The 13,423-nt window shown below is 35.5% G+C and carries 11 protein-coding genes; 2 read left to right on the top strand and 9 right to left on the bottom strand.

What is annotated here, in order from left to right; genetic code table 11:
• Position 1 precedes the first annotated feature (1 nt).
• Genes PUH65_RS02870 through PUH65_RS02850 form a run of 5 tightly spaced genes read right to left on the bottom strand, consistent with a single transcriptional unit; the run spans position 2 to position 7,119 of the window.
• A complete protein-coding gene (locus tag PUH65_RS02870; RefSeq protein WP_305518372.1) occupies positions 2–718 on the bottom strand; it encodes a cytochrome c in 717 nt (238 codons plus the stop codon).
• A complete protein-coding gene (locus PUH65_RS02865; RefSeq protein ID WP_305518371.1) occupies positions 711–1,232 on the bottom strand; it encodes a DUF3341 domain-containing protein in 522 nt (173 codons plus the stop codon). Before PUH65_RS02865 ends, PUH65_RS02870 begins: the two co-directional genes overlap by 8 nt.
• A complete protein-coding gene (gene nrfD, locus PUH65_RS02860; RefSeq protein WP_305518370.1) occupies positions 1,219–2,619 on the bottom strand; it encodes an NrfD/PsrC family molybdoenzyme membrane anchor subunit in 1,401 nt (466 codons plus the stop codon). The genes PUH65_RS02865 and nrfD overlap by 14 nt, the downstream gene beginning before the upstream one ends.
• A gap of 18 nt (positions 2,620–2,637) precedes the next feature.
• Positions 2,638–5,730 (bottom strand): TAT-variant-translocated molybdopterin oxidoreductase, encoded by a 3,093-nt coding sequence (locus tag PUH65_RS02855; protein ID WP_305518369.1) that lies wholly within the window; start codon positions 5,728–5,730, stop codon positions 2,638–2,640.
• A gap of 21 nt (positions 5,731–5,751) precedes the next feature.
• Positions 5,752–7,119: a c-type cytochrome gene (locus PUH65_RS02850; protein ID WP_305518368.1), complete on the bottom strand. Its 1,368-nt coding sequence runs from the start codon at positions 7,117–7,119 to the stop codon at positions 5,752–5,754.
• 185 nt (positions 7,120–7,304) lie between these two features.
• On the opposite strand from PUH65_RS02850, the gene PUH65_RS02845 reads away from it, so the two are divergent.
• Positions 7,305–7,853: an SPOR domain-containing protein gene (locus PUH65_RS02845; RefSeq protein ID WP_305518367.1), complete on the top strand. Its 549-nt coding sequence runs from the start codon at positions 7,305–7,307 to the stop codon at positions 7,851–7,853.
• 103 nt (positions 7,854–7,956) lie between these two features.
• Here PUH65_RS02845 and PUH65_RS02840 read toward each other — a convergent pair whose 3' ends face one another.
• Together PUH65_RS02840 and PUH65_RS02835 are read right to left on the bottom strand one after the other, a co-directional pair.
• Positions 7,957–8,643: a response regulator transcription factor gene (locus tag PUH65_RS02840; protein WP_305518366.1), complete on the bottom strand. Its 687-nt coding sequence runs from the start codon at positions 8,641–8,643 to the stop codon at positions 7,957–7,959.
• A gap of 74 nt (positions 8,644–8,717) precedes the next feature.
• The gene (locus tag PUH65_RS02835) at positions 8,718–10,268 is read right to left on the bottom strand and encodes a sensor histidine kinase KdpD (protein ID WP_305518365.1); all 1,551 of its coding nucleotides are present in this window, start codon (positions 10,266–10,268) and stop codon (positions 8,718–8,720) included.
• Positions 10,269–10,462: 194 nt separating this feature from the next.
• Here PUH65_RS02835 and PUH65_RS02830 point away from each other — a divergent pair, with 194 nt between their 5' ends.
• The gene (locus tag PUH65_RS02830; RefSeq protein ID WP_305518364.1) at positions 10,463–10,957 is read left to right on the top strand and encodes an SRPBCC domain-containing protein; all 495 of its coding nucleotides are present in this window, start codon (positions 10,463–10,465) and stop codon (positions 10,955–10,957) included.
• Between the two features lie 25 nt (positions 10,958–10,982).
• Here the strand turns inward: PUH65_RS02830 and PUH65_RS02825 are convergent, their stop codons facing one another.
• The gene (locus PUH65_RS02825; RefSeq protein WP_193811141.1) at positions 10,983–11,333 is read right to left on the bottom strand and encodes a hypothetical protein; all 351 of its coding nucleotides are present in this window, start codon (positions 11,331–11,333) and stop codon (positions 10,983–10,985) included.
• Positions 11,323–13,389: a S9 family peptidase gene (locus tag PUH65_RS02820; RefSeq protein ID WP_305518363.1), complete on the bottom strand. Its 2,067-nt coding sequence runs from the start codon at positions 13,387–13,389 to the stop codon at positions 11,323–11,325. The genes PUH65_RS02825 and PUH65_RS02820 overlap by 11 nt, the downstream gene beginning before the upstream one ends.
• Between the last annotated feature and the right edge of the window lie 34 nt (positions 13,390–13,423).

Genomic DNA, 13,423 nt, shown 5'->3' with positions numbered 1-13,423 from the left:
TTTATTTTTTAGGACTCGTACTAGATTCTGCTGGAGTTGCTGCACTCAAAGCAGGTGTTGCATTTGCAGCAACTACTGCTGGAGCAGTTAAGCCTCCTTTGAATTCGTTCATAATATACAAAGCAACTCTCCATCGATCGCCTGGTTTTAATTGGCCAGCATATGAACCCATTGAGTTTCTACCATGAGTCAATACATAATGAACCGAACCGATAGTAATTTCTCTATCTGCGTATTTAGGAACTCCCGAGTACGCACCACTTTCTACGATTGAACCTTGCCCATCACCCGCAGCACCATGGCACGCGGCACAAGTTTGACCATATAAAAGTTTACCTCTAGCAAGATCTTTCGCTTGGTCTGCCGGATTTAAAGGAGAAGCAGTTATTAACTTTGATGCATCATAACCTTCATTATATTCTAAAGGAACCATTGCTTTATTTGCTGCAGGATCTGCGATTCCTTCTGGATTTTGTGAAACTGTTCCGTCAACTGGACCTAAACCAGTTGCACCATTCTGTTTTACAAACGCAGGAATTTCATTTTCATGCTTTGAATAAGCGTCTTGTGCTTTCATCAAAGGATCATATGCTACTGGAAAATACATATCTGGAAAATAGACCAAAGGTGGATTTTCTTTACTGCAAGAACTTAAAGTAATCGCGGCGCAACCTAAAATCGCTGTAATTTTAAATATATTCTTTGTCATTTTAAGCATCTTTTACAGTTATTTCTTCAACTCCTGTATCAATCAGAATTTGTTTCACTGCATCTACATTATCTGTAACAAATTCCATCATAAATTTATCGTCGGTTGTTCTAGGATCAGGATTTTGAGGAGGACAACCAGGATACATTTTATTTCTTACCAAGAAAGTAAGCGACATCATGTGTGCTGCACAAAATACCATTAACTCAAACATCGGAACTACAAAAGCTGGCATGTTGGTTCCCCATTTAAAAGCGGGTTTACCACCAATATTCATTGGCCAGTCGTGGTTCATTGTATACCAAGTCACCAACATCCCAATCGTCAATCCGTACACTGCATAAATAAAAGCAGCATCAGAAATTCTTGTTTTTCTTAAACCTAAAGCGGTATCAAGACCATGAACAGGAAAAGGGGTATAAACTTCGTTTATGGCAATTCCTTTATCATTGAAAGCTTTTACGCCATCTAACAAATCATCGTCATCGGCATAAATACCGTATATTATTTTAGTGGTGCTCATCTTCTTCTTCTTTTGCTTTATAAGTTTCACCTGATATTTTCAAAATAGTCTTCAATTCTGCTTGTGCAATTACAGGGAAAGTTCTTGCATACAATAAGAATAATACTCCAAAGAAACCAATTGTTCCAAGGAACACTCCAACATCAATAATACTTGGTTTAAACATTGTCCAGCCACTTGGCAAGTAATCTCTCGCAATATTAATTACGATAATATCAAATCTTTCAAACCACATTCCAATATTAATTACCAATGCGATAATGAATGTTGCCATAATATTTGTTCTCACTTTTTTGAACCAGAATAATGCTGGAATCACTAAGTTACAAATAATCAAGGCCCAGAACGCCCACCAATAAGGACCAGTTGCTGCTCCTGGAGAAAGATAGGTAAAGTCTTCATATCTTGAACCAGAGTACCAAGCGATGAAATATTCAGTTGCATAAGCAACAGTTACCATACCACCAGTTACAATAATTACAATGTTCATAATTTCGATATGATACATGGTAATGTAATCTTCTAAGTGTGCTACTTTTCTTGCGACTAACAATAGTGTTTGTACCATTGCAAATCCTGAGAAAATTGCTCCCGCAACGAAGTAAGGTGGATAGATTGTTGAGTGCCATCCTTTAATTACCGACGTAGCAAAGTCAAAAGATACCGTGGTGTGAACAGAGAATACAAGTGGTGTTGCTAAACCTGCTAATACCAAAGATAGTTCTTCGAATCGTTGCCAGTGTTTTGCTTTTCCACCCCAACCAAATGATAGGAAGGTGTATATTCTTTTCGTCCACGGAGTTTTTGCACGGTCTCTGATCATCGCAAAATCTGGAATTAATCCCATAAACCAGAATACACTGGATACAGAGAAATAAGTAGAAATTGCAAATACATCCCAAAGTAATGGCGAGTTAAAGTTGGTCCAAAGTGAACCAAACTGGTTTGGTAAAGGGAATACCCAATATCCTACCCAAACTCTACCCATGTGAATTACAGGGAAAATAGCCGCCTGAACTACCGCGAAGATGGTCATCGCCTCAGCAGAACGGTTAACAGACATTCTCCATCTTTGTCTAAATAATAATAGAACCGCAGAAATAAGCGTACCGGCATGACCGATACCTACCCACCAAACGAAATTGGTAATATCCCAACCCCAGTTATTAGTTCTGTTAAGTCCCCATGCACCGATACCGGTACCGATGGTGTATGCAATACAGCCAAATCCATAAATGAATAGAGCTAACGCAACCCAGAAAGAAACCCACCACAGTTTTCCTGCACGTTCCTCGATAGGTCTTGCGATATCGTTTGAGATATCGTGATAAGTCTTGTGACCAATAATTAAAGGTTCCCTTATCGGAGCTTCGTAGTGTCCTGACATTTTTTACCTATTTATTATTTAAACATTATTTTTTCTATTTCTCACTTTGGTATGATAGAATACGTTTGGTTTAGTACCAATTTCTTCAAGCAAAGTATATCTTCTGTTGGTGCTGAAAAGTGCTCTAACTTCAGAACTCTTATCATTCATATCACCAAACTTCATCGCTCCTGTTGCACAAGCATCCACACAAGCGGTAGAGAATTCACCGTCTTTTACGGTTCTTCCTTCTTTTTTGGCTTCCAGAATAACGTTCTGTGTCTGTTGAATACACATTGAACATTTTTCCATAACCCCTCTTGTTCTTACTACAACATCTGGGTTTAATACCATTCTTCCTAAATCATTATTTTGATTAAAGTCGAATTTATCATTAAGGTTGTAAGTAAACCAGTTGAAACGACGAACTTTATAAGGACAGTTGTTCGCACAATATCTTGTACCGATACATCTGTTATAAGCCATTTGGTTTTGACCTTGCTTACCGTGGGAAGTTGCAGCCACAGGACATACCGTTTCACATGGGGCATGATTACAGTGCTGACACATTACCGGTTGGAAAATCACATCTGGGTTAGTCGCAGGGTGATTTAAAATACCACTTTCTTTATCCAAGAAATGACCATACATTCCAGGAACGTTAAGATCAGCAGTTACAGCTTCCTCTTGCGAAAGCATACCGTCTTTATTCAAATCGATATCAGCAGGGATGTCTGTCGTATAGTAACGGTCAATTCTCAACCAGAACATATCTCTAGACATTCTTACTTCAGCTTTCCCAACAACTGGTACGTTGTTTTCTGCTTGACAAGCAATAACACAAGCGCCACATCCTGTACAAGAGTTTAAGTCAACTGATAAATTAAAGTGTGGTCCATCAGTATCATCAAAGGCGTCCCAAAGGTCAATTTTACCTGCAGGTAAAGCACCATTTAAAGTATGATATTCCAATGGTTTGTTCCAACCTAATTTCTCATCATCAAATTTCACATTTAAGAATGTATCCAATGGAACTTCTCTTGCGATTTCGTAACGACCCATTAAGGTATTCTGAAGTTGCATTCCTGCAAATTCGTGCTCACCATTAGTTTTTTCTATTTTCACATCTGAAACAACCAAGTTAGAACCATCAAATAAAGGATAAGCGTTAACACCGGTTTCAGCAACTTTTCCAGAATTCTTTTTACCATAACCCAAAGCCAGTCCTACTGCTCCATCAGCCTGACCAGGTTGAATGTATACAGGAACATCTTTAACGGTTACACCATTTACGGTAACGTTTACCACTGAACCATCTAGTTGCATTCTTCCATTAAGATCGTTTTCGATTCCTAATCTTTTAGCATCTTTTGGAGACATGGTTAAGTAATTATCCCAAGTCATTCGGGTAATTGGATCTGGAAGTTCTTGCAACCAAGGATTGTTTGCTTGCGTTCCATCTCCTATTGCAGTTTTGGTATATAAAACCAATTCTAAATCAGATGATTTGAAACCTGATAAATCAGCGATTGCTTTTGCTGAATCACCTCCTGTGTAAGAAAGTGTTGCAGTATTACCACCATCAACAACTCCATTATAAAGCGCTTTATTGAAAGTTGTACCACCAATTAAAGTAGATGCATTGGCTTTCAAATAATCGTAGTAATTATTATCTGGACTGTCTTTACCATTCATCCAAACCAAAAGAGATTCTTCAATCTGTCTTGACTTAAATATTTTTTGAATGGTTGGCTGCATTAAGGTATAAACTCCTGTTTGCGGCGCCATATCTCCCCAGCTTTCTAACCAGTTCGCTACAGGAATAACAGCTTTCGCTGCTTTGTACATTTCATTTTTCTTATCGGTAACCGCAACAACATAAGGAACTTTTTCTAGAGATTTTCTAAAGTCTTCTCCTTTGTTATTAGAATAAATAGGGTTAACATTATTGGCGATCAAAACCCCAACTTGTCCCGCATTCATCCATGCTAAGAATTCTTGATAGCTAACTGCATCAAATTCCTTTAAGAAGTTTGCTTTCCCAGTGAAAGCATTTGATCCTAATTTTTGGTTGATTAAATTGGCTAGAACGTGAGCCGCTTTAGAACCATCAGCAAAAACAACAGCGTTGCTTCCTTTTGCCTGTAATTCTTTTACGATTTCTCCGGCTTCTTTGCTTACGCTTCCACCATTAAGACCATTATAAACTTCAACTAAAACTTTATTTACAGCACTTGGCTTTAATCTAATTCTTGTATCAGCATTTGCACCGGTTAAAGTCATATTAGACTCTAATTGGATATGTCTCATCATATCTGGACCTGGCTTTCTTGCTATAGCGTATGAAGTTTCTAATGAACCTCCATTAAACTCACCCAAGAAATCTGCCTGAAAAGAAACAACCAACTGTGTTTTAGATAAATCATAAACTGGTAACGCTCTTTGTCCGAATACTTCCTGAGCCGCATCTAAAGCTGCACTATGAGGAAGTGCATCATAAGTTACTAATTCTGCTGTCGGATATTTTGCTTTGAAATCACCAAATAATTTTTTGAAAGTTGGTGAAGGGAATGAATGCGATAAAACAACAATTCTTTTTCCTCCCGCTTGCGCTTCAGCTAAACCTCTCAAAACGAAACTATCAACTTTATCAAAAGTTTCATCTTTTCCGTCTAATTTTGGTTGTTTTATTTTATCGTTATCATATAATGAAAGAACCGAAGCTTGCGTTCTTGCACTTGTTTTACCCAAATCTTTTGCAAGTGGGTTTGATTCAATTTTAATTGGTCTTCCTTCTCTAGTTTTAACTAAAACACTTGCGAAATCGAACCCATCAAAAAAAGTAGAAGCGTAATAATTGGGAACACCCGGAATAATTTCGTGCGGTTTAACCACATACGGAATCGTTTTAATTACCGGTGCCTCACAAGCTGCCAAAGTAACTGCTGCAGTAGAGAAACCTAAAAGTTTTAAGAAATCCCTTCTAGATGTGCCTGACTCAGTTGACTTTTCTGCGCTCGATATACCTTCCACAGGGATTTCGGTCTGAAATTCTTTTTGAGCCAACCTAGCATTTAGACTCGGATCTTTCAGTTCCTGTATACTTCTGAATTGTATTTTATTTGAAGCCATTGATACTTCTAATTTTTGTTATTAATAATGACATTTACCACACTCAAGACCTCCAATTGCATCTACGGTAATTTTCGCACCTGACCCATACTGTTTTTTCAGTTTGTCATGTAGATTTTTGAAGTACTCTTTATTATAACCATTGTTCATATCTACTTCTGTAGTTCTGTGACATTCTATACACCATCCCATGGTAAAATCATTTGCCATTTGCACCACATTCATGGTATCAACCTGTCCGTGACAAGCTTTACAAACGATATCTATTTTAGCATTCGGGTTTTTCTGATTGTAAGAATTAAGAATTGCTTGCTCCCCAGCAACAACGTGTTGCGCGTGGTTAAAGTAAACAAAGTCTGGCATATTGTGAATCCTCGTCCACTCCACAGGTTGTGTCTTGCCTGTATATTGTTGTGAGGCAGGATCCCAGCCAGTTGCAGCATATATTTTCTGAATCTCTCCATCATAGAATGCTTTATCTTTTCCTGGCTCCATATATTTCCCGTTGTATTCGGAAATATTTCGGTGACAGTTCATACAAACATTCATCGAAGGAATTTCTGAAACTTTACCATATTTCGCTGACGAGTGACAAAGTTGACAGTCGATTTTATTTTCTCCAGCGTGAATTTTGTGCGAGAAATAAATTGGCTGTTCTGGCTTATATCCTTTATAAACCCCAATCCACATTAACCAGTTCCATAATCCATAGGCTGCAAAAATCCCTAAAACAACCAATATCCCTTTTCCGACATAACTGTATTTTCTATATACGTCTGCAAATGAAGTTGCTCTGGTAGCATTAAGTCCTGTTAACTCTTCTGCTTGCTGCAATTTCACCAATTGCTGCAATTTCAACAGCAACCAAATCAAAAGACCTCCAATTGACAACAATGAAAGCAAAATCACTTTTGAATTCATTGATTGTTTTCTCTCGGCCTCTAAAGCAGCCATCGAATTATTATCTGCAGTTCCTGCTCCAGCAGCATCTGCTACAGGTTCTGGTGCCGGCGGATTTGTGGTATACTCCAAAATGTCATCAATTTCCTGATCTGTAAGATTAGGAAATGCAGTCATTTCAGTTTTATTGAATTTTTCAAAAATTTCGTTCGCGTACTTATCGCCAGAGGCTCTTAGAGCTTTATTGTCTCTAATCCACTTATGAAGCCAATCTTTATCTAAATTTTGCTCCTTTTTAATTAAGTCTACTACACCGCCCAAAGCAGGACCAACAAGCTGTTTGTCCAACGCGTGACAGGCGGTACAATTGGCCTTAAAAAGCTTCTCACCGTTCTTGGCATCTCCTTGAGCGTAAATAGAAGCACTGGTCGACAGCAATAGACCTATTGCGATGAGACCTCTTTTGTAATGCTTTCTCCAACTAATCATTTATAAAATCTTGGGTTAGTAAATTATATTGAGTTTACTTTCAACTTGGCAAAAATAAGGTTTTTAAGATAAATTTAACAGCCGTTACAATTGCCATTGTGTTATTTTCCTTAATTTGTAATGTTTCTAAATAACAAATGTTGGTATAATTTTTATTTGTTTTAAATTTGTAAAAATATTATTTAATGAAAAACCTTTTTAAAATAATCATCGCAATCTCTTTGTTTTCCACAAATATCTTTGATGCACAACAGGTTGTAAAGAAAGACACTATTTCTGGAACACCCCTTTCTATCATGATGGATCAGAAAGTAAGCGACTTATTAAGCAATATTGAAGATAAATGCACAACATCAATTGCGAATAATTCTGGAAACACAACAAATTCCGATCCTGATTATAACCCTAAAACAACTGCTCCAAGAATTTCTGTACCCGAAAAAGGAATGACCACTGCAGAAATCTGCCGAAAAAACCCAAGAATCATGGGATACAAAATTCAACTCGCAGTCGTTAAAAGCAATAAAGAAGCGGATGAAGTTGGATTATACTTTCGAAGAAGATTTCCCTATATAAAAGTAGAGAAAGATGTTTCTTTAAGACCCAACTATAAAGTGATGGCAGGTAGTTATCTCTCTAAACAAAGTGGAGCCGCAGATCTGGCAAAAGTCAAACAATACTTTAAAGATGCAATTTTAGTTCAATATAGAGTATTCTGTGTAGAGGCTAAATAAATTAACTTGCATACAAATTATAAAGAAGCCGCTTTCGAATTCGAAAGCGGCTTCTTCAATAAATATTATGAGTATTTCATCATTTCAATTTTCCTATCCAGATTTAGTTCTTTACCAACAAGCGGAAACCTTCACCGTGGACATTGATAATTTCTAAACCATCATCTTCTCTCAAGAGTTTTCTCAATTTTGCAATGTAAACATCCATACTTCTAGCGGTGAAATAATTCTCTTTTTTCCAAATTTTTCTTAATGCCAAATCTCTGGGCATAAAATCATTTCTATGTTGACAAAGCAATTTCAGCAATTCGTTTTCTTTCGGTGAAAGTTTATATTCATTATCATTAACCCGCAATTGACGCAACATTGAGTCAAAGAAAATATTACTGATCTTGAATTGTTCCTGCTCATCGTTTTCTGCAGTGGAACTTCTTTGAAGTATTGCTTTTATTTTATATAACAAAAGTTCTGTATCAAAGGGCTTAGTAATATAATCATCTGCACCCAACTGATATCCTTTCAAGATATCTTCGCGCATATTTCTGGCAGTAAGAAAAATAATAGGAATATTTTTATCAATTCTTTTTACGTCTTCTGCCAAACTAAAGCCGTCCTTTTTCGGCATCATCACATCAAAAATACAAATATCAAATTCGTTTTCTGTGAATTCTTTCAAACCTTGTTCACCATCTACAGCCAAGGTCACTTCAAAATTATTTATCGATAAATAATCTTTCAAAACCGCACCAAAACTTTGGTCGTCTTCTACTAATAAGATTCTGTTGCTCATAATTTGTTTATTAAAGTTATTAGGTTTTTACCTTATTTTCAATTTTTAAGTGATTCAATCACGATATTTATTTCTTAAGCATTCATGGGTAACTTTATCGTAAACGTGCTTCCCTTGTCTTTTTGAGAGTCCACGATAATTAAACCTTTATGCAATTCTACTATCTTTTTTACATAAGACAATCCAAGTCCCTGCCCTTTCACATTGTGAATATTTCCCGTTTCCTCCCGGAAGAACTTTTCAAAAATCCGAGTTTTATTATCGGTTTCCATTCCCATTCCTTTATCAGAGATTTCTACGACATACCAATTGCCTTCATTTCTGGTAGTTACTTTAATTTCCGGTGCTTCTGGTGAGTATTTATTGGCATTATCTAATAAATTCACTAAAGCATTTGCAATATGAAATTCATCAATTTTAAACTGGTATTTCTCGGTATTAAACTCTTGAGTCAATGTTCCGTGTCGTTGTGCTACAATGAGCCCAAAAGATTCGGTGGTTCTTTTTATTAAAGCACGAACATCGGTTTCTTTCAAAAATAATTTAACTTCATTTCTTTCCAGTTTCGACATATTTAAAACATTTTCCACCTGCTTCTTCATGCGCAGATTTTCCTGTTTAATTAAACCGGAATAATATTTTACCTTTTCTGGGTTGGTCGCAATTTTATCATTTGCCAAAGAGTCAGTCGCTACAGATATCGTTGCCAATGGAGTTTTAAACTCATGCGACATATTATTAATGAAGTCCGTTTTTACATCTGCTATTTTTTTCTGCCTCATCATATAATTAATAGAGATAATATAAATCCCCAAAATCGTCAGCAAAGACATAATCGTTCCCAACAACATCGGTGCATTATTCTTTGCTAAAGAGTATTCTTTACTAGGAAAAACAACAGCCAACGTATATAAAGTCTGATCTTTACTGTCTGTAAATAGTGGATAAGTGTAATTCGTTTTATCTTTTTGATCTGCATAAATGGTATTAGCAATCTTCGTAATGTCATTCTTTTTATCCATTACCGCGAAACCAAATTTCGCATCTAATCCACTCAATTTCAACTCTTTAGACAAAACAGAATCCAAGGTTTTTACATCCACTCTTTTTTCAATCGGTAAATTGGTTGCACTGAGTTTTGCAAATTCCCGCAATGCATAGGTGTTATTTCCAATATCCTTACTCATTTGTGCAGTAAGTGGTTCGGAAGAGTTGGGTGCTTTTTTAATTTTCAGAATCCCTTCATCAGTGTAAAGTTTGGTTAGTTTCAAACTATCTCCTTTTTGTGATATGGGAAAGTTTTGATTTTCTATGATACTTTTCTGAAAGGTAAGTGTTGACGTATTTGCCGAATCAGAATTTTGTTGAATATACGTTTGTGTTGGCAAATTGCTACTGTCTACTACATTTTTACCAAAGTTTTTAAAATCCTGATTCAAGTATTTATCAACTTCTAGTTGAGAAACTTTTAAAGCAGAAGATTCCAATGAAGAATATACTTTATTGGAAAAATCCTGATTCAGCGCACTGTACAATTCTTTGATCCAGTAAAGTTGCAGTGTTACGAAAACAATCATGGAGATTGTCATCAGAACAGAGATAAACGGAATAAACCTGTTGTTCATTAGTTAAAATTAAAAATGAATTGTTAAAATTAATCATTTTAAGACTTTAACAACAAAATAAATGCCAAATTATTATATAAAATTTCATAAAACGAGATTATTTAACAAATTATTATGAATTAATTTGTTTTTCAATCGATTTAAAGGGTTTTAGTTTTAGATTTAAATATAATATATTTGATAAAAATCAGAGAATGAAAACTGAAATAATTTTTAATAAAGATGACAATTCGGCCTCTCTTTATATCATGAAGATTTTCCATACTACTGTTGATGAAGTTTGGAACCACTTTACAAAAGCAGATTTACTCGATCAATGGTGGGCTCCGAAACCTTGGAAATGCCAGACTTTAAAAATGGATTTTGCGCCAGAAGGAGTTTGGAATTACGCAATGGTCAGTCCGGAAAACGAAAAAAGTTTCAGCGGAGTTCGATTTCATGAAATTAATTTCCATCGAAGTTTTGACTATTCTGCCTTTTTCACCGATGAAAACGGTACTATGAATTATGAATTTCCGACGAGCAATTGGCTACTTGGTTTTACTGGAGTTGAAGAAGGAACAAAACTTACAGTAAATATCCATTTTAAAACAATTGAAGATATGAAAACTCTTTTAGACATGGGTTTTGAAGGAGGTTTTAAAGTGGGATTAAATCAACTCGAAGAATTATTAAACAAAAAAGACTGATTTCAAAAATCAGTCTTTTATTTATTTAAAAAAGTTCTTCATCAATAAAATACTGAATGATCGCTTTCTTCATTAGAATCTGTTGCTCATTCGGTTTCAATTCCGGAAGTGGCGCAACTTCATCGAAATGAGGATATCCATCATCGTCATAATCCCTGAATTTATAATAACCAAAGGGTTCTAACAAACGACAAACGGCAATATGCAGAATATTCAACTTGTCATCTTTCGTATATTTTTGTTGTCCGCTACCTAATTCCTGAACACCGATTAAAAATAAAATCGTGTCAATCTGCGGATGTTTTTCGGTATCAAACGTCTTTACAAAAAACGCTTCAACTTCTTCCCAAAGTTGGCTTTCTGATTTATTTTCCATCTATCTTATTTTCTAATTTCATTAAAAATGCATATTCCAAAGAATCTTCTTTTAAAGATTCAAATCTTCCGCTGGCACCACCGTGACCGGAACTCATATCGGTTTTGAAAATCAAAATATTGGTATCCGTTTTTAATTCCCGAAGTTTTGCCGTCCATTTTGCCGGTTCCCAATATTGAACTTGAGAATCGTGCAAACCTGTTGTAATTAAAATATGCGGGTAATTTTTCGCTTCTATATTATCGTACGGAGAATATGATTTTATATAATCGTAATAGTCTTTGTCTTTCGGATTTCCCCATTCATCAAATTCACCCGTTGTTAAAGGAATTGTTTCATCTAACATCGTTGTAACTACATCAACAAAAGGAACTTGCGCCACAATTGCATTGAATAATTCCGGTTCATAATTAATGATCGCTCCCATCAAAAGCCCACCAGCACTTCCGCCCATCGCATAAAGATGTTTTTCAGACGTATAATTTTCTTTCACTAAATACTTAGCAGCATCGATGAAATCAAAGAACGTGTTTTTCTTGGAGAGCATTTTTCCATCTTCATACCATTCTCTTCCCATATATTCTCCACCTCGAACGTGTGCAATCGCATAGATAAAACCACGGTTCAAAAGGGAAAGTCGAACATTAGAAAAACTCGCATCAATCGTATGTCCGTAACTTCCGTAGCCATAAATCAATAATGGAGTTTGCGCAGATTTCTTGGTATCTTTATGATAAACTAAAGAGATCGGAACCTTTTTCCCGTCTCTGGCAGTTGCCCAAATTCTTTCTGAAATATAATTTTCCGGTAAAAAATCTCCACCCAAAACTTCCTGTTGTTTCAACAATTTGGTCGTTCTTTCTTTCATATCATATTCGAAAGTTGAACTTGGCTGCGTTAAAGAAGTATAACCAAAACGCAATTTTTCAGTATCGAATTCTAAATTCAACCCAATATAAGCCGTGTAAGTTGGATCTGAAAAAGGTAAATAATGGAACTCGTTATTTTTAGTATCAATAATTTTGATTTGTAAAAGGCCTTCCGTTCTTTCTTCAAGAACCAGATAGTTTTTAAAAATTTCGAAACCTTCCAACAAAACTTCTTCACGATGGGGAATTACTTCAATCCAATTTTCTATTCCTGGATGGGCAACTTTAGTTTTCGAAATTTTAAAGTTGGTAGCATCATCAGCATTTGAAATGATATAAAATTCATCTTCAAAATGCTCAACCGAATATTCTAAATCATCAATTCTTGGCTGAATTATTTTCCATTCTGCCATCACATCATCTGCAGGAATAAATCTTTGTTCATCAGAAATCGTACTCGAACTTGAAATAAAAATATATTCTAAAGATTTCGTTTTAAAAACATTCACATCAAAAGTTTCATCTTCTTCATGAAAAATCAAAACATCTTGTGAAGAATCCGTTCCTAGTTGATGAAGAAAAACCTGAAATGCTCGTAAACTGTCATCTTTTCTAATGTAGAAAATATGTTCATTATCATTTGCCCAAACTGCTTTTCCAGTCGTATTCGGAATTTGATCCTGAAGAATTTCGCCCGTTTCTAAATTCTGAAAATTAATATTATAAATTCTTCGCCCCATATTATCGGACGAATAACTCATTAATTTATTATTCGGAGAAACAGCAACACTTCCTACTTCGAAGAATTTTTGACCTTCTGCTAAAACATTAACATCTAATAAAAGTTCTTCTTCATTTTCTAAAGTCTGAAATTTCCGTGTAAACAAAGGATGCTCTTTTCCGTCTACGAACCGAACGATATACCAATATTCATTAAAAAAATAAGGAAGTGACTCATCATCTTTTTTATATCGGGCTTTCATTTCATCAAAAAGAAGTTGCTGAAAATCTTCGGTATCTTTCATCACCGCTTCAGCGTAAGCGTTTTCTTCTTCTAAATATTGAATAACTTCGGGATTCTCTCTTTCATTCAACCAGAAATAAGGATCATTTCTTTTATCACCGTGGATTTCCAGAACCTTTTCTATTTTTTTTGCTTTTGGTGGAATGTTATTTTTATGGCTCATTAAGAGTAAGTATTAAAATATAAAAACCGACTTA

Source organism: Kaistella sp. SH40-3 (genome assembly GCF_030686865.1).
In the GTDB taxonomy this organism is placed as follows: domain Bacteria; phylum Bacteroidota; class Bacteroidia; order Flavobacteriales; family Weeksellaceae; genus Kaistella.
Note: the sequence above shows the minus strand (reverse complement) of the source record. Positions and strands in the feature narration are given on the sequence as shown.